At 45.2% G+C, this 21394-nt stretch carries 18 protein-coding genes and 2 pseudogenes; 9 read left to right on the top strand and 11 right to left on the bottom strand.

Annotated features, from left to right (window positions below; all coding sequences use genetic code 11):
* Positions 1-129: 129 nt before the first annotated feature.
* Both thpR and AAC033_RS08050 read right to left on the bottom strand, forming a co-directional pair.
* A complete protein-coding gene (thpR, locus tag AAC033_RS08055) occupies positions 130-684 on the bottom strand; it encodes an RNA 2',3'-cyclic phosphodiesterase (RefSeq protein WP_339736864.1) in 555 nt (184 codons plus the stop codon).
* A gap of 28 nt (positions 685-712) precedes the next feature.
* Positions 713-1300: a DUF4294 domain-containing protein gene (locus AAC033_RS08050; protein WP_339736863.1), complete on the bottom strand. Its 588-nt coding sequence runs from the start codon at positions 1298-1300 to the stop codon at positions 713-715.
* A gap of 115 nt (positions 1301-1415) precedes the next feature.
* Here AAC033_RS08050 and AAC033_RS08045 point away from each other — a divergent pair, with 115 nt between their 5' ends.
* Complete coding sequence (locus AAC033_RS08045; protein ID WP_339736862.1) at positions 1416-2687, top strand: arginine deiminase family protein; 1272 nt, start codon at positions 1416-1418, stop codon at positions 2685-2687.
* A gap of 9 nt (positions 2688-2696) precedes the next feature.
* Complete coding sequence (locus tag AAC033_RS08040; RefSeq protein ID WP_339736860.1) at positions 2697-3227, top strand: RNA methyltransferase; 531 nt, start codon at positions 2697-2699, stop codon at positions 3225-3227.
* Positions 3228-3331: 104 nt separating this feature from the next.
* On the opposite strand, the gene AAC033_RS08035 is transcribed toward AAC033_RS08040, so the two are convergent.
* The 6 genes from AAC033_RS08035 to rpsO all read right to left on the bottom strand — a co-directional run bounded on the left by AAC033_RS08035 (position 3332) and on the right by rpsO (position 11263).
* Complete coding sequence (locus AAC033_RS08035; RefSeq protein ID WP_339736858.1) at positions 3332-5086, bottom strand: tetratricopeptide repeat protein; 1755 nt, start codon at positions 5084-5086, stop codon at positions 3332-3334.
* A 96-nt stretch (positions 5087-5182) separates the two neighbouring features.
* Positions 5183-5821, bottom strand: coding sequence for a deoxynucleoside kinase (locus tag AAC033_RS08030; RefSeq protein WP_339736856.1), 639 nt, complete (start codon positions 5819-5821; stop codon positions 5183-5185).
* A 74-nt stretch (positions 5822-5895) separates the two neighbouring features.
* The gene (locus AAC033_RS08025; protein WP_339736854.1) at positions 5896-8004 is read right to left on the bottom strand and encodes a prolyl oligopeptidase family serine peptidase; all 2109 of its coding nucleotides are present in this window, start codon (positions 8002-8004) and stop codon (positions 5896-5898) included.
* Positions 8005-8064: 60 nt separating this feature from the next.
* Positions 8065-8550, bottom strand: a complete 486-nt coding sequence (locus AAC033_RS08020) for a Chromate resistance protein ChrB (protein WP_339736852.1) — start codon at positions 8548-8550, stop codon at positions 8065-8067.
* A 54-nt stretch (positions 8551-8604) separates the two neighbouring features.
* Positions 8605-10887: a polyribonucleotide nucleotidyltransferase gene (pnp, locus tag AAC033_RS08015; protein ID WP_339736850.1), complete on the bottom strand. Its 2283-nt coding sequence runs from the start codon at positions 10885-10887 to the stop codon at positions 8605-8607.
* Positions 10888-10993: 106 nt separating this feature from the next.
* Positions 10994-11263, bottom strand: a complete 270-nt coding sequence (gene rpsO, locus AAC033_RS08010; protein ID WP_339736848.1) for a 30S ribosomal protein S15 — start codon at positions 11261-11263, stop codon at positions 10994-10996.
* Between the two features lie 254 nt (positions 11264-11517).
* Between rpsO and AAC033_RS08005 the strand changes: the two genes are divergently transcribed.
* The gene (locus AAC033_RS08005) at positions 11518-13035 is read left to right on the top strand and encodes an alpha-L-fucosidase (RefSeq protein WP_339736846.1); all 1518 of its coding nucleotides are present in this window, start codon (positions 11518-11520) and stop codon (positions 13033-13035) included.
* Positions 13036-13231: 196 nt separating this feature from the next.
* Here the strand turns inward: AAC033_RS08005 and AAC033_RS08000 are convergent.
* A pseudogene (locus AAC033_RS08000) lies at positions 13232-13521 on the bottom strand (DUF2851 family protein).
* 56 nt (positions 13522-13577) lie between these two features.
* Positions 13578-13796, bottom strand: a pseudogene (locus AAC033_RS07995) (DUF2851 family protein); the annotation flags it as partial.
* Positions 13797-14279: 483 nt separating this feature from the next.
* Between AAC033_RS07995 and AAC033_RS07990 the strand changes: the two are divergent.
* From AAC033_RS07990 to AAC033_RS07970, 5 genes are all read left to right on the top strand, one after another.
* Complete coding sequence (locus tag AAC033_RS07990; protein WP_339736844.1) at positions 14280-15584, top strand: glycoside hydrolase family 88 protein; 1305 nt, start codon at positions 14280-14282, stop codon at positions 15582-15584.
* Positions 15585-15691: 107 nt separating this feature from the next.
* Entirely contained in the window at positions 15692-16282 is a 591-nt protein-coding gene (locus AAC033_RS07985) for a hypothetical protein (RefSeq protein ID WP_339736842.1), read from the top strand.
* 405 nt (positions 16283-16687) lie between these two features.
* The gene (locus tag AAC033_RS07980; protein WP_339736840.1) at positions 16688-17131 is read left to right on the top strand and encodes a VOC family protein; all 444 of its coding nucleotides are present in this window, start codon (positions 16688-16690) and stop codon (positions 17129-17131) included.
* A 123-nt stretch (positions 17132-17254) separates the two neighbouring features.
* Positions 17255-18259, top strand: coding sequence for a glycoside hydrolase family 43 protein (locus AAC033_RS07975; protein WP_339736838.1), 1005 nt, complete (start codon positions 17255-17257; stop codon positions 18257-18259).
* A 228-nt stretch (positions 18260-18487) separates the two neighbouring features.
* Positions 18488-19744 carry a DUF819 family protein gene (locus AAC033_RS07970; RefSeq protein WP_339736837.1) on the top strand — a complete coding sequence of 419 codons (1257 nt, stop codon included), beginning with the start codon at positions 18488-18490 and terminating at the stop codon, positions 19742-19744.
* A gap of 139 nt (positions 19745-19883) precedes the next feature.
* Here the strand turns inward: AAC033_RS07970 and AAC033_RS07965 are convergent, their stop codons facing one another.
* Positions 19884-20654 carry a hypothetical protein gene (locus tag AAC033_RS07965; protein ID WP_339736835.1) on the bottom strand — a complete coding sequence of 257 codons (771 nt, stop codon included), beginning with the start codon at positions 20652-20654 and terminating at the stop codon, positions 19884-19886.
* A gap of 205 nt (positions 20655-20859) precedes the next feature.
* Here AAC033_RS07965 and AAC033_RS07960 point away from each other — a divergent pair, with 205 nt between their 5' ends.
* Complete coding sequence (locus AAC033_RS07960; protein WP_339736833.1) at positions 20860-21384, top strand: VTT domain-containing protein; 525 nt, start codon at positions 20860-20862, stop codon at positions 21382-21384.
* Positions 21385-21394: the final 10 nt, after the last annotated feature.

Genomic DNA, 21394 nt, shown 5'->3' with positions numbered 1-21394 from the left:
GGATTCAACCAGCTTTTTGACACCTGCAACAAAGCAAGTGGCGGCCAGGACCTGGGTCGACATCAAAAACCGGAGTAACACGCGCACGCAAGCCTCGAAAAATCGAATATTCAGCGAAGCTAGATGCCATCATGAAAAGTTAAACTCGTATAGAATTTTGTACTCCGACCCGCCAGGTTTCAGAACACTTTCGTACAGCATGATTTTTTGCACATCAACTATCTGTGCGGGAGTCTCTCTCATTTGGTCCATCACCGCGTAAAAGGCAGGCTTGTTCTTCAGCTTCTTGAGCCGAGCCAGGGTCACATGCGGATTAAATCCCGGATTGGTACTGATCCCTGTGGTGTTCAGCCTGTTCTTTATTTGCCCTGCCAGCCCAACCAGCTCATCTCCTTTTGCCACATCAAAAAACACAACGGCAGGCTCGCCCCGGCGTTTGAAGCAGGACAGGTTTTTCAGCAGAAAAGAAAAAACGGCCTGCTCCTGACTGACTTGCTGCAAAATTTCGCAAACAGTTTCCAACTGCCCGGGCAATACGCTGCCAATAAAACAGAGGGTAATATGCAGCTTTTCCGGCACCTCCCAACGGATCGGTTCGTCCCTTAGTTCGATTTTAAGCCGGCTAAGAACCTGCTGCGACTCCGGCGACAAGCTGATGTTTATACCAATAAAGATGCGCCTCATTGTTAAAAGTCTAATTTACGAATTCCCCCTAAATCATCCCCGCCTCAATGCGCAGAATGATTTGCTCAATCAAAAGATCTTCGATCACCGGATCGTATTCTTCCTTCAAATCATTCCCGAAAATACGGGCGACTCCCTGCCAGAAAAATGCCATCACCCCGCCTTTCAGATCTTTAATCAGTTCGTACGAGGTGTGTCCGGTCTCGCGGTCAATCAGCTTAATCAGAATCCGCCCTTCCGAAATCGACAATTTTTTTAACTCTGGGCCATACTGATCAAACAACTCTTTTTCAACCTGCTTCACATACTTCTTGCGCTCCTTGTCACTCTCGGCTGCCAGGTATTCGTCTTCGTACTTCATCAACAATTCAGCTGCTTTTTGCGCGTACGGATACACCTTTTTCACTTTCTGTTCGAGCCGATAGTAGCGCTTTTCCATTCTTCGGCTTTCAAACTCAGGTTTCGGGAAAACCGGAATCTCGTCCAACTCAAGATGAGGCAAAGTCTCCCCGTCTCCCTCAATTGCTTCCAGAAAATGAAGGGAATCCGGCTGCTGCCCACGGACAAAACCAGCCAGACAAAATACTGCCAGGATCAAGATCAATAATTGTTTCATCGTTTACTATGCGAAGATAATGACATGTTATTTAACTTGAAACGAAACCATCCTGTTTCAGATTATCTTCCGGTTTAGAGTTACTATATTTGACCAAATTTTAGAAAAGGGTATCATGTCTGAAAGATTAAACGTGAACGTCACCTCCGAGTTTGGGGAACTCGAGGGCGTAATTGTGCATACACCGGGGCTTGAAGTAGAAGAAATGACCCCCGAGACAGCCAAGCGAGCATTGTACAGCGACATTCTGAATTTGGCCGTGGCCGGAAAAGAGTATCAGCAAATGAAAGGCGTGCTGTCAAAAACGAGCCGCTGTTTTGAAGTAAAAGACCTCCTAAGTGAAGTTTTAACCAATGATCTGGTGCGCCAAAAGCTCCTGCAGGAAATCTGCACCGCCGAGGGTGCTACAGACATCCTGCCGGCTTTGCTCGAAATCCAGTCCGACGAACTGGCGCGGCAACTGATCCAGGGAGTTCCGATTAAACGCGACAACCTGACGCGCTATCTGAGCCAGGAGCGTTTTAGTCTGGCTCCATTGCATAACTTCTTGTTTACCCGCGATGCATCCATGTCGTTTCGCGATGAAGTGGTGATTGGCAAAATGGCCAACAAAGTGCGCGACCGCGAAGCGATGATCATGGAAACGATTTTCAAAAATCACCCCATGCTTGAAGCCAAGACCATCAATCCATTTCAGCCGAACGAACTGACAATCGGCAAAAACCGTATGATCGAAGGCGGTGATTTCCAAGTTGCCCGCAAAGATGTATTGGTGATTGGAACTGGCATTCGAACCAGCACCGAAGGCATTGATTTTATTCTTGAAAACATTAAAGAAAAGAAAGAAAAAATTCAACATATCCTGATCCAGGAGCTGCCCGATATGCCCGAATCATTCATTCATCTCGACATGGTCTTTACATTTTTGGACCGCGACGCCTGCATGGTTTACGAACCACTGATCCTGGGCACCAATCGCTACCACACCATTCATATTCAGATTGAAAATGGCGAAGTAACCAGCATAACAGAAGAAAAAAACCTACCAAAAGCTTTGAGAAAACTGGGGATGGATTTAAAACCGATCCATTGTGGCGGGAGTAAAGATATCTGGACACAGGAACGTGAACAGTGGCACAGCGGTGCCAACTTTTTGGCCATTGCTCCCGGGCAGGTCATCGGCTACGAACGCAATGTGAACACCGTGGAAGAACTCAACAAGAATGGGTTTGAAGTCATCAAGGCCGAAGATTATATCAGCGGAAAAGCAGAACTCCCGAAGGGCGGAAAATGTGTCATCACCATTGCCGGCTCCGAGTTGGCCCGAGGCGGCGGGGGTGCCCGATGCATGAGCATGCCTTTCCGACGAAAAGCAGTTGAATGGTAAACCACTGACATGCGTAAACTAAGAACAAACGAACTGGGGCGTATCAGCGCCGAAGAATATAAACAAACCAACAAGACACCGCTGGTGGTGGTTTTGGACAACATCCGCAGCTGCAACAACATTGGCTCCTTATTCAGAACCTCCGATGCCTTGCTGATTGAGGCGGTACACTTATGCGGCATTACAGCCACGCCTCCCAATAAGGAAATTCATAAAACAGCCTTGGATGCCGAAAAGTCGGTTCCCTGGAGCTACTTCGAAAAAACTGAAGACTCGGTTCTCAAGCTAAAAGAAGTCGGCTACAAAGTGTTCGCCATTGAGCAAGTGGAGAACAGCATCCTGCTTCCGGATTTTGAAGTAGAAGAGAACGACCGGCTGGCACTTGTTTTTGGCAACGAAGTGAAAGGCGTACAACAAAAGGTGATTGACCTGTGCGATGGGGCCATCGAAATTCCACAGTTTGGCATCAAACACTCCTTTAACATCTCCGTCAGCGCCGGCATTGTTTTGTGGGACTTGTTTAAAAAATTCCGGTACTAAGGACAAGGCCCAGTCAAGACCTCAAGGCTCAATTGAAAAGCCAGCATACAAAAAAAAGCGACCCCGTTTGAGGCCGCTTTTTTTTGTATGCTTAAAGCTTGTGATTAGTCAACAATTGCCTGGAATTTTGGATCATCCCAGTATTTTGCAAATTCCAAATCAGAAGCTGCTTTTTCTTTCAACTCAGGTTTCATTTCGACCGCTTTTTCGAGGCTTTCGTACATCAGGTTTTCCTTGGCTGTACGCGCACCAACCACTGCTTTGAAGTATTCTTTCATGAAGCAACCTTCCCAAGTGCAATTTTCCAATGATTTTAAAGCGCCATTGTTGTCACCGGCCAAAATTTTAGCCAGGCCAACGTTTGGAGAATCGCTGTCGCCAAACAATTGAACAGCTTTGTCGTATTCACCTTTTTTCAGGGCTACAATACCCAGGTTGTAGTTTACTTCGTCGCCGGCGCCTGAAGCGGCACCAAACAAAGTCTCAGCTTTTTCGATATCACCTTCGTACAAGGCTACAGCACCCAAGTTGTTTTTAATGATAGGCTCATCTGTTGCAAGACCTTCGGCTTTTTCAAACAATGGTTTTGCCTCACCGTATTTACCTTGTTGTGCCAACACCATACCAGCGTTGTTCGGTCCTCTCCAGTCTTGCGGATAGACTTTGATAAATGAATTGTAGATCGCCAGTTTTTTGTTCTGGTCGTCAGTCAAAGTAGCAGCATAAAGCAACTCAGCAGGATTCAATGATGCAGGATCTGAATCGGCCAAAGCAGCAATTTCTTCATCTGTTTTACCAATCAGATCAACACTGGCAGCGATCTTTGCGCGACGCAGTTTAGGAAGAATTTCATCGGCCACAACAGTAAATGCAGAAGACAAGTTTCTGATTTCGCGCTCGCGAACTTCAGGATCTGAGTACATAGACAAAACACGCAAGATCAATTCTTTATCCTGAATGTTTGACTTCTCCATCATTTCCTGGAATCCTTCCCAGTCTTCGGGAGTGAATTTTGTTTTCAGTTCTGCTTCAACTTCCGCTTTTTTCAATTCTCTTGCAACCACTTGGTTCGAAGAGCTTTCGCGTTGCTGTGACAGTTTCGTATTCCAGTCCAACTCACCATCAGGAGAAGCATAAGCCGAAATTTCAACACCTTTCAGTTCTTTACGTTCCGCATCGAAAGCATCTTTCGTATATGCGTACAGTTGCTCCACATCTTCGCTATTCAACTCGGTACCACGAACGTAAGCGCTATTGATCAGGTAGTGAATGTCAGCGACGTACTGGTCTGGTACGATACGTTGGAATGCATCAATGTTTGGGTCATAAACTCCGGTGGTGTTTTTTTCACGTTGAACACCTAAAATTGGAGAAGGATAGTTAATCACCATTTCAGAAGTGGCCAATACACCATCGGCGACTTTGATGGGTTCAAAATCAACGCTTTTCGAGCCTTTTGATGCTGTAATACGAATCTCAAGATCCGAAACACGCATCTCGTCGTCATAAGCGACAGCATCATTATAGGCGAAGTTTCCTCCGTTTGTATAACTGATCACTTTGTTGTTCGCATCTACTTTTTCACCTTGAACCGTTACCGACTCAAAAGCTGTTTCGCCACCTTCGTAAGTTAAAACAGGTGTTGCCACCAAGGTGACTTTCTTATTAAAGTATTTCGCAGGAAAACGTCCGTCAATAGCAACATCAACGTCGCCACCGTGGGCTTCAAGAATCTCAGGGGTTACTTTGAAATCAATTTGATCTGCATTCTTCTTCATTTTCTGAAGACCGGAACAACCGGCGAAAAGGACAGCAGCCAAAGCAAAAAAGGCCAGAGGTTTAAAACTAATTTTTCTCATGTTGACAGTATTAAAATGTTTAATTTTGAATTCATTCGGTACTTGTTCACAAAATTAGCAATGTTTTGATGAAATGAAAGCATACCAACCACTTTTTTAATCGATCAGAACCCTGTTAATCCCACGTGGATAGTCGTTTTCGAATATTATCCCTAGAAGTTTTTGATAATCATTCTGGTTCTTTACGAAGTCAATTTGATTGGTATCGACCACCAAAATCGGAAAATCGTTTTGCCGCTTAAAAAATCGAAAGTACCCCTGCGTGATTTCTGCCAAATACCCTGCACTGATATTTTGCTCGTAGGAACGCCCGCGTTTGGTAATGTTCTGCATTAGCTTGTCGACATCAGCATGCAGATAGACATATAGGTCAGGCTTGGGCAATTTTTCATAAATGATATTAAAAAATCGCTCATAGAGCATGTATTCGTCGGCAGAAAGGGTAGTCTGCGCAAAGATGAGCGATTTCATAAAATAATAATCCGTAACCAAAAAGGAGCTGAACAACTCAAATTCGCGAATATTTCGTTTCAGTTGGTTGTAGCGGTCAGCCATAAACGACATCTCAAGTGGGAAAGCGAATTTTTCCGGATCGGCATAAAACTTGGGCAAAAACGGGTTGTCGTCGAAACCCTCCAGCAATGTCCGCGCACCAAAATCATCGGCGATCTTATTCACCAGGGTGGTTTTCCCCGATCCAATATTTCCTTCTATAACTAAGTAATTGATCTTCATACAAAAAATAATCCCAGAGGGTCGCTTGACTTCCGGGAAATAAAAATACAATATTTTCAGGGGATTTGTCAAGCTTACGACAGCTTCATTTCCAAATGATAAAATACAAACGACCAAACATCGGTGTATTCGTCAATCAACTTGGCCGTTGGCTTTCCTGCCCCGTGTCCGGCCTTGGTATCAATACGAATCAAAGCCGGCATCGGTCCTGTATGCAGTTCCTGCAGCCGGGCGATGTATTTAAAAGAATGTGCAGGCACCACGCGGTCGTCATGGTCGGCGGTCGTGACCAATACGGCGGGATAATCCACGCCCTTCCGGATATTGTGGTAAGGCGAATAGCCATTAAGGTATTCGAACATTTCCGGGCTGTCGTCGCTGGTGCCATAATCGCCAGCCCAGGCCCAGCCAATGGTGAACCGATGAAAACGGAGCATATCCATCACACCGACGGCAGGCAGCGCTACTCTAAACAATTCCGGGCCTTGGTTAATGACGGCGCCCACCAATAGTCCACCGTTCGAGCCCCCCATAATGGCCAGCTTTTCGCTCGATGTATAATTTTGGGTGATTAAATAGTCGGCAGCGCCAAAAAAATCATCAAACACATTTTGCTTGTTGAGCTTGGTACCTGCCTGGTGCCATGCTTCGCCATACTCCCCGCCCCCGCGAAGATTTGCCACGGCCAGCACTCCGCCACTGTTAATAAACACCATGCGCGTGGTCGAAAACGAAGGAGTCAGGCTCACATTAAATCCACCATAGCCATACAACAAGGTGGGATTGTTCCCATTCATCTCCACTCCCTTCTTATGCACGATGAACATCGGAACCGGCGTACCGTCTTTCGATTCATAGAACTCCTGCTTCACCACAAACTCGTCGGGATTGAAATTGACATTCGGACGAAAAAACAAACGGCCTTCTTTTTTTTCAAAATCGTAGTTGTAAACTTCGCCTGGTGTATTAAATGACGAATAGCTGTAGAACACCTCCGGATCGTTTTTTTCACCTGAAAAACCATCCACGGTTCCAATACCGGGCAGTTTGATTTCGTATTCAAAAGCCCCGTCGTACTGATACACTTCAACCACGCTGTGAGCATCTCTCATATATTCAGCCACAATTCGCCCACCCACAAAATTGACGGTTTGAAGCACCTCCTTCTTTTCGGGGATGGTCTCCATCCAGTTCTCCTCTTCGGGCTGGTTGATATTGATTTTCACCAAGCGATATTTCGGCGCCTGATAGTTGGTTCGAACGAATAAACTGTCGCCGAGATTATTCTCCACATGAAACTCATAATCAAAACTTTTCATCAAGGGGACATAGTCGCTGGCCTTGTCCGACAAGTCTTTCACCAACATCGCATTACCATGAGAAGCTTCACTCATGGAAATGACCAAAAATCGTTTGTCGTCGGTTACCCCGGCACCGAACAGGCGTCTGGGTTGATTCCGATCTTCCAAGACCAGTTGATCATCGACTTGCAACGTACCCAGCTTGTGGTAGTATATTTTTTGAAATTCGTTGGATTCAGACAGCTTTTTCGCCTCTTCAGGCTTGTTGTAGGCACTGTAAAACAAACCATCATCATACCAGGCCAGGCCCGAAAACTTGACCCACTCAATATGGTCGTCCAGCAGTTTCCCGGTTTCAAGGTCTTTCACAAAGATCTCGTTCCAATCCGAGCCCGACTTGGTGACCATATACGCCAGGTGTTTCCCGTCGTCCGAAACTTCAACCTGCGACAAAGCGACCGTGCCATCATCCGACAGGGTATTCGGATCAAGAATAACTTCGGCCTCGGCAGTCAAATCGGTGGTTCGATATAAAACGTTTTGGTTTTGAAGACCATCATTTTTAAAGAAGAAGTATTTCCCGGCTTTCTTAAACGGGGTGCCATGCTTTGGATAGTCGAGCAAGTCAGTGAGCTGTTGCTTGATCTTTTCTCGATTGGGCAAGGTTGCCAGGTAGCCAAAGGTTGTTCTATTTTGAGCTTTCACCCAGTCGGCTGTTTCTCCCGAATGATCAGCTTCAAGCCATTGGTAAGGATCGTCCACTTCGATTTCAAAATAAACGTCTTTGGTAGCTTCCTTTTTGGTTACCGGATATTCTATCGTCTGCTTGTTGATACGGGAATTCATCGATACGAAAACTAAGAGGTAAATAAAAAGCTTCATCTGCGAATGTCTTGGCTTTTTACAATAAAAAACCGATCGACATTCAGCAAGAATAAATCATTACAACAACTTATTATTTGACCGAATCTGCGAATCCTTTCGGTTCCCAATCAGCTGTCCGGCCATTAAGCCGACGATGATGCCCGGAACAACAAAAAACCAGCGATCGATGGATGGAAAAAGCAAACTGATCAGCAATCCAATGATTGCGGCAATCAAGGTGTAGAAAAAGCTGTACGAATAGGTATAATAATACGGCGGGAAAAAGCCATGTTCCTTTTTCATGTGACGGGCCAGTTGGTCAATATGCCGGTCGTAGGTTCGCCGCTCCTTGCCTGTTTCGGTTACCGCCAGGCGGATTGTTTTGACTTCCCGTTCAATCTCAGCTTGAAATTTTTTGCATTGCTGACAAGTCTCCGAAAAATCGTCCACCCGCTTCACCATGCGCAGGTATTCGGCAATGCGAAAGAAACGCAGGTCCCGTTCTTTAACATCGTTCAGCTCTTGCTTCAGCTGCTCTGCTATTTTTTGATTCCATTGTTCCATAATCTTAAGAAAAAAATGCCCGTCAAGCGGGCATTCAATTATTATCAATAAGAATTATTCTCTGTTTTCTCTTGGCGGCCGACGGTCTCCACGATCACGGCTGTCACGACCTCTTCCATCACGGCTATCTCTACCTCCGCGGTTGTCTCCACGTGGCGGACGACGATCACCTCCGCGGTCGCCTCCTCGATCACTGCGCTCGCGCTCCACGTAACCTTCTGGTTTTGGAAGCAGGGCTTTGCGTGAAAGTTTCAGTTTTCCATCACGGTCAATGTCCAGCAGTTTTACTTCAATTTCATCGCCTACCTTCAGGGCATCTTCCACATTGGTCAAACGCTCCCAGGTAATTTCAGAAATATGCAGCAAACCTTCTTTGCCAGGCATGATTTCAACAAAAGCGCCGAAAGTAGTGATGTTTTTAATTTTCCCTTTGTAGGTTTCGCCTTTTTCAGGAAGTGCAATAATCCGCTTCACGCGTTCTTTGGCAGCTTCCAGCGCTTCTTTGTTCAAGCCTGAAATTTCCACCCAACCATAATTGTCGCGTTCTTCAATCACGATCACAGTATTGGTCTCTTCTTGCATTTGCTGAATATTCTTCCCTCCAGGTCCAATGATTGGTCCAATCATATCCTTCGGAATCTGAATGGTTTCCACTCGTGGAACATTCGGTTTGTACTCAGCACGTGGCTCAGGAATCACTTCCAAAATCTTGCCAAGAATATGCTGGCGGCCTTCTTTCGCCTGCATCAAAGCTGTTGACAAAATCTCGTACGAAAGTCCGTCCACTTTAATGTCCATCTGGGTAGCGGTAATTCCTTTTTCGGTTCCTGTTACTTTGAAGTCCATGTCGCCCAAGTGATCTTCATCACCCAGGATATCGGAAAGCACGGCAAACTTATCGTCACTTTTAATCAATCCCATAGCGATACCTGAAACCGGACGTTTCATTTTCATTCCGGCGTCCAGCATACACATGGTACCGGCACAAACCGTTGCCATTGATGAGGATCCATTTGATTCCAGAATATCCGAAACCACACGTACCACATAAGGAAAGTCTTGCGGGATCATTCGTTTCAGCGCGCGGAATGCCAGGTTTCCATGACCAATTTCGCGACGTCCTAAGCCGCGGGGCGTTTTGGCTTCGCCGACACAAAATGGCGGGAAGTTATAGTGCAAGAGGAATTTCTCTGTTCCCTGGAAGGTCACATTATCAATCTTTTTAATGTCCATTTTTGTTCCCAGCGTAATCGACGAAAGCGATTGGGTTTCACCGCGGGTAAAGATGGCTGAACCATGTGCTCCCGGCAAATAATCCACTTCACCCCAAATTGGGCGGATTTCGTTGGTCTTACGGCCATCCAGACGAATGCCGTCATCCAGGATCATGCGGCGCATGGCTTCACCTTCCACTTTGTGATAGTAGCGGCGAATCAGCTTTTCATCCTGTACCAGGTCGATTTCTTCATTTTCGGCGTTGGCTTCCTTGTAGGCTTCCACATACTCGTCTACAATTTTTCCAAACGATTCAATCCGAAGTTGCTTGTCTTTAATTTGCTGTTTAGCCAAATCGTAGCAGGCAGGAAATAAATCGGCCTCTACTTTAGCTTTCAGCTCCGCATTGTTTACTTCGTGACAATATTCACGTTTCACAACACCCACTTCAGCAGCCAATTCTTCCTGAATTTTGCAATGCACTTTAATGGCTTCATGGGCAACTTTAATGGCTTCAAGCATCTCTTCTTCCGATACTTCATCCATTTCGCCTTCCACCATCATAATATTATCATAAGTAGCAGCCACCATGATATCGATATCGGCTTCGGCCAACTGGGCACTGCTTGGGTTAACGATAAACTCACCAGCAACGCGTCCCACGCGCACCTCAGAGATTGGCGCTTCGAAAGGAACATCAGAAACGGCAATAGCAGCCGAAGCGGCCAGTCCGGCCAAAGAATCTGCCATGACATTGGCATCGTAAGAGATCAGGCTGATCATCACCGCAGTTTCGGCGTGGTAGTCAGCTGGAAATAAAGGGCGAAGCGCACGGTCAACCAAACGGGCAACCAAAATTTCGTCGTCGCTCGGACGAGCTTCGCGTTTTAAAAACCCACCCGGGAAACGACCTGCGGCCGAGAATTTCTCGCGGTAATCAACCGATACCGGCATAAAGTCAACATCTTCTTTAGCTTCTTTAGCTGAAACCACAGTGGCCAGCAACATGGTGTCACCCATTCTAACGACAACTGCTCCGTCGGCTTGTTTGGCCAAACGACCGGTTTCGATCGTAATTGTCCGGCCATCGCCAAGGTCAATTGTTTTAATAATTTGATTCATAATCAATTTTTGAGATAAAATTTAACAATACGAACTAAGTCGAATGGTGGTGGGGATTTCAAAAATAAGAAAAGGCAATAAAACTATTGCCCTTTCTCTGTGAAAATTATCGACGTAATTTCAATTCTTTAATAATTGCACGATATCTCTCGATATCTTTATCCTTCAGGTAATCAAGCAAGTTACGACGCTTTCCTACCAACCGGACCAAGGCACGCTGGGTGCTGTAGTCTTTTTTATTCTTTTTCAGGTGCTCGGTTAGGTGAGCAATACGAAAGGAGAACAAGGCGATTTGGCCTTCGGCAGTACCTGTGTCCTCTGCATTTTTACCAAACTTTTCAAAAAACTCTTTTTTTGTTTCAGAAGTCAAATACATTTTTTTCTAATTTAAAAGTGATACAATCTTTAAGCCGTCGCATCGCTCTCAATAACAACCGCTTAAAATTAATTTCAAAAACTGTCGCAAAAGTACGTAAATTTCTTTGATTTTCAATTTTGATGAATTCTTTTTCCCCTGAAAAACCCCGTTCATAAAGAACCAATTGAAAAGTTTTCCAAATTTCAGCACAGCCCAGCATAACGCTGGGTTCTTTTTACTATTTTTGATAGCACAATTTAAACCTGAAAAAGATGATTCACACATTCTTTCGAACAAACTACGCATCAGACCAATTGCCTGCCCGGAATCAGCTTCACGCCACCAACCGACTCACTTTTGCCTTCCTGTTTATTGCCCTGTTGTTTTCAGCATGCAGCAAGCCGGTTCCTCCGGTACCCGAAGCCGTTGGCCCTGTACCAACGGAGCGTCAATTGAACTGGCACCAACTGGAACAATACGCCTTCATCCATTTCACGACGAACACTTTTACGGACAAGGAATGGGGGTTTGGCGACGAAAGTCCGACGGTTTTTAACCCCACCGGACTGGATGCCGAACAATGGGCAAGAACCATCAAAGAAGCCGGATTGAAGGGAATCATCCTGACTTGCAAGCACCACGATGGCTTTTGCCTGTGGCCAAGCGAATACACCAACCACGATATTGCCGCCAGCCCCTACAAAAATGGAGAAGGAAATGTAGTGGAAGAGGTTTACGAAGCTTGCAAAAAGTATGATCTGAAGTTTGGCGTTTACCTCTCGCCCTGGGATCGCAACCATCCGGAATATGGGAAACCGGAATATGTGGAATATTATCGCAACCAACTGAAAGAACTGTTTCACGCGTATGGCCCCGTTTTCGAAATGTGGTTTGACGGAGCCAACGGTGGCGACGGCTACTACGGCGGCGCCAACGAAACGCGCAGCATTGATGGCAAAACCTATTACGACTGGCCAACCACATTGAATATGATTCGGGAAATTGAGCCCGAGGTGATTTTCTTTAGTGATGCCGGGCCCGATATTCGCTGGTGTGGAAACGAACGGGGATTCGTTGGCGAAACCAACTGGAACACCATCAGCATTGACACCTTGTATGCCGGAAAGCCGGGAATCACCGAGCTGCTGAACCGCGGATCGGAGGACGGCACCAGCTGGGTTCCTGCGGAAGTGGATGTATCCATTCGCCCTGGCTGGTTTTACCATGCCCATGAGGATGACAAAGTCCGGTCGCCGGAAAATCTGTTTAAAATTTACCTCGAATCGGTGGGACGTGGATCCAACCTTTTGCTGAACATTCCGCCCGACCGGCGTGGTTTGATTCACGAAAATGATGTGGCAGCCCTTCAGCAGTGGAAAGCCATGCTCGATGAAGCATTTTCCACCAACCTGGCTGAGAATGCTCCGGTACAGGCCTCTGCCACCCGGGGAAAATCAGACGTTTACGGCGCACAAAACCTGACCGACACGAATTCGGAAACGTACTGGACAACCAATGACGACCAAAACACAGCCGAGCTGGTCGTTAACTTGGGACAGGAGCAAACTGTTAACTACGTCTTGTTGCAGGAATATATCCAACTGGGGCAGCGTGTGAAAGCTTTCAGCATTGAAGCGAACCAGGATGGCGAATGGACAACCATTGGCGAAGCAACCACCATCGGCTACAAGCGCATTGTACCGATTGATGGCGTGAAAACCGATCAGCTACGCATCCGGATTCTGGATTCTAAAGCCTGCCCGGTTCTTTCAAACCTGGAGGTGTATTAATCAGCGGGGTTGATCTGTTTGATTCCCAAATGACAGTTCCAGCATTTTTTGCGTGTGCAATAGTTGTTCTTCATCTGAACCAGCGCCTGACTGTCGAAAGCTGAGCGCACCGGAACCCCAAGCTTTTTCCAGTTTGAAAGAATGGAATTGTGTTCGGCCGGAATCTTTTCCAGAAACTCCAGTGCTTTTTTGTCTTTCAGGTTTTGTCGGTTGTGGTATTCGCCACACACAAAAAAAACGACACCACCGTATTGATCAGGATGTTGTGAAAGGCCGATTCGGCCAGCGCCTTGGTTCGTTTAGACGACGGCTTTTTAAACCGGTAATGCGTGTCCCAGTATTCTGATGACTGAACGCGAAACAACGCGCGGATTTCAGAAAATTATCCAATTCGACCAAGCTTGAAAACAAGGCGGGCGAATGGTGAAGCAAAACCGCGAACTGCGCCAGTCGAACGGTAGGAAAATTGACCGGACGCCGGCGCAAAAACTTCCACAGATGCGACTCAATGGGCTTGAGCTGGTAATTTTTTTATGCAGAAAGGAATATTTTTTCCGCAGTGCCAGGAAATAGTCATCGCCCAACAACCGTTCGTTGAGCAAACCCGCAGTTCCAAACAATAAGGCTTCCAACTGAAAGAGCTTGTTTTTGTGCTTTGCCAAGATCTGGATCGGCAAGGCGCGCGGCAGCAGCTCAAAATGCAGCGCATTGGTTTTTAAGCCAAAATTACGAGCCAGAAAATGGCAAATCTGCTTGCTCATCCATCTGTTTTAGAAAACAAAAATCCATATGCCTGACATCGGTGTTTAGTCTTTCAACCCTCACACAAAACAGACCTTCTTCATGCTGCTTTTCCGACCTATTCTTGCCGGATTAAGTCCAAAGTTTATAATCGGTTTCTGTTAGCTCACTAGTAAAATCAAGTTAAAACCTAGTATAAACCACGCCGAAACTACGACAATGGTTACAACGAAGACTCGCCCTGGAACTTATCTGAGCGAAAGGCGGGCAACTTGGGATTTGCGCAAAACAGCAACCAGAAAGTTATCCCCGCCTAACAAACACAAACGAAATGAGAAAAAAATCTGTTCAAAGCATCAACATCACTACTCAATTGACATTTCAAAACGAGACCGATGTAAGCTATGCCTGAGTAAAAAAAACTAAGCGAGTGACAAAACTTAACCATCCATTTCCTTAAATTGCTTTATTTTGTAATATTTGTAAAAATTCAATCTGCCTCAATGAAAATAAATACACTCAAAATTCTCGTAATCAGCGCTATTGGATTATTTAATGCAAGCTCGTCCTTTGCCGCGGAATTTCATCCTGACACCATTTACTCCCGCTGGATTATTAACTCCCGCATGGGTGATTTCAGAAATAAATCGGAAACCACTCACTTTAAAACAGCAATGACCGAACGAAATATTGAATGGGATTATGTTCCCGGGCTGGTTGCGAAAGCCATCGTCATGACCTGGGAACATTACCAGGACCAAGCCTGGAGTGCTCCTTTCTTCGACGCCGTGGAAGACTATGCCGACCACACCCACATGAAACTGGGCGAAAGCAACATCGACGACCTGAACGCCGGGAAGATTTATTTTGAGCTTTACCGGGCCGCGAAAGCCAGAGAACTAAACGACAAAGCGGAAACATACAAAGAGAATATTACGATTTGCCGCAACAAACTTAAATATGAGCACAAGCGCATTGCTACGCCACTTCCCGGTGCCGGAGGATTCTGGCACAAAAAGCAATATGTGAATCAGATGTGGCTGGACGGGCTGTACATGGGACCCGCCTTGTATGCCGAATGGCAGGGAAACTTTGGCATGGAGGAAGGTGAAACGGACAACAACAAATCGTGGGATGATATTGCCTTGCAATTCGACACCATTTTTGCGTACACCTGGGATGCGGAGAAGAAGCTGAACTATCACGCCTGGTCGGCCGAACCGCAAAATGCAGCCTCCTCTTTCTGGGCCGATCCTGAAACAGGACGCTCGCAGGAGTTCTGGGGGCGCGGCATGGGTTGGTTCTTTGCAGCCTTAGTAGATGTGCTTGAAAATATGCCCGATGATCATTCGGCTCGAGCTCGGCTGGTGAGCTATGTCAATCAAGTGGCTGACGGACTAAAAGCCCGCCAGGACGCTGCTTCAGGTTGCTGGTATCAACTGCTGCAATACGACGGCAACAAAACAAGTTCCTGCGGGGTAAATAACTACCTGGAATCATCGGCCTCATCGATGTTTACCTACGCTTACCTCAAAGGGATTCGTCTGGGACTGCTGGACCGTGAGACGTACATGCCCGTTGCCACAAAAGCATACAAAGGTCTTATCGACCAGTTTATTGTGGAGGAATCCGACGGAAAAATCAAAATCATTCAAAGCTGTGAATCGGCAGGCTTAAGCAACAATCGCAAAGGAGATGCCGACTACTACTTATGCGGCAGTGATGTAACCATAAACAACGACACAGAGGGTAAAGTGTTCGGCCCGTTTATTATGGCCAGCCTGGAATTTGAAAAGATGAAGAAATAAAGCAAGGACATTACGACATCAGATTTAAATTCATTGAGCCGGTTAACGCCAATGACCGGATGTACCAGTAGCCAAGCTACAACAACAGAGACCTAAAATATAATGCTATGAATTACACAATTAGCAAGACAAGGAGGAATGCGATCATTCTATGCTCGCTTTGTATGATTTTGTACATCTTAATACTCCGGTTGTTCTTCTTTTTTAATGGTCTCGAAGAAATGAATTCCTTGCAGGTGATTGTTCTGAATATGACCTATATTATCCTTTATGGATCTATCATGCTTGCAATATTTGATTATTTCAGACATTATAAATTTAAGGCCCTGAAAATTTCTATTCTTATTATGCTTATTTCTGAAGTTGTTTTAAAAAGTCGTCTATTCTCCGACATGTTTGAATCAACTTGGGAAAAAGCTGCCTTTTTAGCTGTAAACGTAACTTGGATTCTCGCCACAATGACAATGATTGCCTATCTTTTTCAGGTTAAAACAAAGGGGTGTCCCGGAATTCTATCGATTAGAAGGTACGCCATTAGTATCCTTTTCTTTTATGTTCTTGTAACTACTGTGCCTCTTATTGTAAAACCTGACAGCATTTTTTCTGTTCAACAATTAGTTGAAACAACCTTTGTAATCCCTTATATTTTCGCGATCGATTTTGCAACAAAAATATCTCCTCTACGGAATAAACATTAAAGTTGGCGGGCTGATGGTCGAAATTTGCAACCTGCTTTTCCAAACATGCACAAACGTTAGCGACTCGAAACTGCAACAGACTTGGGGCAACCCCAGGGGAGCAGATTAAAACACATAAACTGAAAAATCGATAAATGGACAAAACTTGGTTAATAACATTAGCGCTAATATTTTTTTTAATCCTAAATTTTCTTTTTTATAAAACGCTGAACGTTTATTATAAAAACGAATTTGGTAAAAAGATGTGGAAACTGGGAGGTACAAGAGTTTATTTCTGGCAAGGTTCAATATTTGTTAGCACACTGGGCACTGCTTTAATCATGTATATTTTAAACTGGTCAAATATTTTGACTTTTTAGAAATCTAAAAGTAAATACCTCACAGAAAGAAAAAAAAGATTAAAGCATGATGGAACCAATTATCGACCACATAACAATTACCGTCAAAGACTTAAAAGTTGCCGAGCCTTTCTACGATAAACTCATGCCAATTTTAGGCTTCAGTCTTGAACACAAATTTAAGGGTACCGTAAAGGAACATGCGTTTGATGTTGTTGAATACTGCCATCCATTGCTCCTGTTTGCGATTAACTCTCCTCGGGAAGCCTTTAAAGATGAGCCCATTCATCGCAGAAAACCAGGAGCATTACACCACCTCGCCTTTAAGGCAAAATCGCGCAACGAAGTTGATGAGCTTTATCTGCAGATCAAGGAAATTGGCGCAAACATAGTAGACCACCCCAAATTCTACCCGCAACATGGCGAATGCTATTATGCACTTTTCTTTAAAGACCTGGAAGGAATCAAGTACGAAATTGTTTACGAGGAAGGCAGAATCCTGTCACCCTGAAAGATAATGTATAAGGAGTTTATGAATCAGAAAATTAAGCCCGATTGGTGAAAATTCGCCAATGGGTTATTTCGTAGTTTTTGTATATTTCCGCGAAATTATTCAAAAGCAAATTATTATCGTATGAAGTATTTCTGGATTTTTATTGTTGTTGCAGCGGGCATCGTATTTCCCTCCCTGGTTTTTTCGCAAAGCTTTGAATTTGATAATCCCCTGGCAGAGCAGCGTGCTGATCCGTGGGTACACAAAACAGACGACGGCACCTATTACCTGATTGCTACTGTTCCCGAATATGACCGGATAGTCTTACGCAAAGCAAACACCATCAACGATTTGAAAAATGCCCAAGAAAAAGTGGTTTGGAATAAACATAAGCAAGGCGTGATGGGGCACCACATCTGGGCACCGGAGTTGCACCGGATTGACGGAACATGGTACATTCATTTTGCCGCCGGCGAAGCAGAAAATATCTGGAATATCCGGATGTGGGTCTTGTCAAACCCATCAAAAAATCCGATGGAAGGCGAATGGAAAGAGGAAGGACAAATAAAAACCGAACGGGAGTCTTTTTCGCTCGATGCCACAACATTCGAACACAAAGGCAAGCGGTACTTGATTTGGGCACAAAATGTCAGGGGAGGTAACCAGGGAACTGCCCTGGTCATGTCGGAGATGGAAAACCCAACCACTCTTACCGGTCCGGAGGTGGTTTTAACAGAGCCCGAATTCAACTGGGAACGCATGAAATACAATGTGAATGAAGGGCCTGCTGTCATCAAACGAAGCGGTAAAATATTTGTCAGCTATTCGGCAAGTGCTACCAACCACAACTATTGTATGGGCTTGTTGTGGATTGATGAAGATGCCGATTTATTGGACGTTTCCAACTGGAGCAAATCACCAGGGCCTGTTTTTTACACCAACGAAGAATTAAAGCGATATGGGCCGGGCCACAATTCGTTTACAATCGCTGAAGATGGTGAAACGGTGATTATGATTTATCATGCCCGCGATTACAAGGAAATCCAGGGGCATGAACTGTCTGATCCCAATCGCGCCACACGTGCACGAGTTGTCCGATGGACTGAAAGCGGCTTTCCCGACTTTATGCAATATGAAGGTGATTAGGTAATTGAGACCCTACTTGATCGCTGTTGAGTTTCGTGTGCTTACAGATCTCGCCGGTTGTTCCTCGTCGAAGACTCATGCTGTGCATGCGCTCAAAGAATTGATCATGAAAATCATGCAAAAGAGTTTCTATATCCGGCTCTTTTTCCTATTTCGGCAAACATATTTTGCCCAGAGCACGCTGTACCACAACAAAAATCTTAGATTTGTCCCCTAAAATCAATTTTCATGGAAACACAACACCCACATGCCCTGATCGAAAATGATGCCGTTATCTTAGGATTGTTAATCCTGTTGCTAGCGGGTATTTTCTACACAAGCAGTTCTTCCAACCCAGTGTTCAAGAGGTTTTACCGGGTCATTCCAATGCTGCTATTGTGTTATTTTCTACCGAGTCTGTTAACCACATTCAATATTGTTGATGGCGAAAACTCCATGCTATATTTTGTCGCATCGCGCTATTTGTTGCCGGCCAGTTTGGTGTTACTCACCCTGAGCATCGATTTGAAAGAAGTATTCAAACTGGGAAGCAAGGCGCTGATCATGTTCTTAACCGGAACGGTAGGCGTAATCATTGGCGGCCCGCTAGCCATCATAATTGTTTCGGCGTTTAACCCCGATCTGATTAGTGGAGCCGGACCTGAGGCCGTGTGGCGAGGAATGACAACCATTGCCGGAAGCTGGATTGGGGGAGGCGCCAACCAGGCAGCCATGTATGAGATTTTCGAACCATCGGACAGGCTGTACTCCATCATGATTACAATTGACGTACTGGTGGCAGAAGTGTGGATGGCCTTTTTGCTGATCGGCGTTGGAAAAGCCAATCGAATCGACAAATTTTTCAAGGCTGATGCCAGTAGTGTTCATCACCTGCAGGAAAAAATGCACAATTTTAGTCTGAAAACGGCCCGGATTCCAAGTACCACCGATATCATGGTCATCCTGGGCATAGGGCTTGGTGTAACCGGATTGGCTCACTTGGTTGCCGATTTTATTGCACCCTATATTGAAGTCAATGCACCATTTCTGAACAAATTCAGCTTAACGTCGAAATTCTTTTGGCTGATCATATTGGCAACAACCATAGGTATTGGCCTGTCGTTTACCAGGCTGCGCAACTACGAAGGTGCCGGAGCATCGAAAATTGGCACCATCTTCATATATATTCTGGTCGCAACCATTGGAATGAAAATGGATATCACCAAAATCTTTGACAATATCGGACTATTTGCCGTTGGGGGCATCTGGATGCTGATCCACGTGCTTCTGCTCTTTATTGTTGCTGTCATTATTAAGGCCCCGTATTTCTTCTTGGCCGTTGGAAGCAAAGCCAATATTGGCGGGGCGGCCAGTGCGCCAGTTGTTGCTGCGGCCTTCCATCCATCGCTGGCTCCGGTGGGCGTTTTGCTGGCTGTTTTAGGCTATGCCCTCGGAACCTATGCCGCCTGGATGTGCGGCTTGATTATGCAGGCAGTGGCTCCCTAGCCCAACAAAAAAGGACAGCGACACGGATCAGGAAATCCGCCCAGGTTCCTGTAACTTTTCAGTCGGAAACCTGGGCAGTTACTAGTTTTTGCCGGGCATTGCACTGCTGGCAAGGAACCGTAAAGGAGCCTTATCCGGCTCAATCAATGGCGTTCAATTCCTGTTTCAGCTTGTCGATTACTATTTGTTGATTTCTCATCCGGGCTTCCCATTTCGCTTGCTTTTTCTGGACGCGCCTGATTTTCTTCTGTCCTTTTTTCTTCTCGTTTTGAAAATTTGCCTCTTCCGAAACAGCCTGCTCAACATCAATCAAATCACCGTCCGAATTGTCGGGACTCATCTTCGGCTGTCCCCTAAAATAGCGTTTCTCAATCCTTCTCTTCTTCCGTTCCAACTTATTGTATTTCTTCTCAAATCTTGAATATACTTTTTGCTCATCGCTGATTTTAGCGCTTAAGGTTTGGGCGTACAACTGGGTAGCATAGTTATGCACAAACGCTTCGGCATTGGTAATTTCACTTTTTGAACCCACACCGGGGGCGCCCAGAAACCCATCCTCCAATTTAAAAAAGAAACGCATGTAAGTTTGACTTGAAAAATCAGTGACCTGAAAAAGAACCACCATGGGAGAACGACTCACCGACTCCAATACAAACTCCTCTGTAATACGCTCGTGCCCTTCTTTTACATGAGCTGTTTTCCTGCGAATCAAGCCAAAAAATCGTTCCCTCGAAATCACCTCTTCGAACAAGTCGTCAGCCATTTTCAAATCAGCTTGGGGAATGGCGGTCTCAAATGCCGGCGCCAATCCCATCGACGAGGGTCTTTCAACAATGTTGATGATAATTTTGTGCTGAGAAAAGGCACTCACATGCATCAAAACAAAAACAACGTAGATTATTTTTTTCATAAAAAAATCATTTGAATTTAGTGTATTAAACAGATGCCCATTAAAATAGTTGACAGAATTCCGCTGGTAAGCTCTGCATAAAAAATCCCGTACGTGTTTCTGTGCCCCTGCCTCTGCCTACCTCCCCGTTTGGTAAAAGTTTGATAAAAAACATGATTTTATGCCAAAAAGCTGGTAATTTTATTACGAACAAAAAAATAGTTTGATGAATACCCCGTATCAAAAGCTGAAACAAATCCTGCCTTTTCTAATTCTGGCAGCCATGGCTATAACCATTGTTTCTTTAACGATTGGAAAGGAAATATATGGTCACCGTGAGCAAAACCTGGTTTCGTTTGCCGTGGTCAATTTTTCAGGCTATTTGTTCTTTTTGCTTATGCCGGTAGAGCTGGCATTCGTTTACTATCTGAAATCGGGGGCTGATGTTTACCTGTTAAATGCACTGGCCGTGAGCACCGCCATAGCCGCACAATTTTTGGATTATTATATTGGACGATTCTTTAGCTTTCACATTATTGACCGGTTGATTGGGCGACACCGCTACGAGAAAGCCAAAACCGAAATCCGCAAGTATGGAAACATCGCCATTTTTATTTTCAACCTGCTTCCTCTCTCTTCCCCGGTAATTCTGCTGGCTGCCGGCATGTTAAAACATCGCCTGAAAGAAGCGCTTTTCTATAGCTTGGCGGGCTTATTGCTGAAGTACCTGATCATCACGATTATTTTTTGAGCCAAAAAAA

The organism is uncultured Sunxiuqinia sp. (genome assembly GCF_963974515.1).
Lineage (GTDB): Bacteria > Bacteroidota > Bacteroidia > Bacteroidales > Prolixibacteraceae > Sunxiuqinia.
The sequence above is the reverse complement of the archived record's forward strand: the minus strand, read 5'-3'. Positions and strand labels throughout refer to the sequence as shown.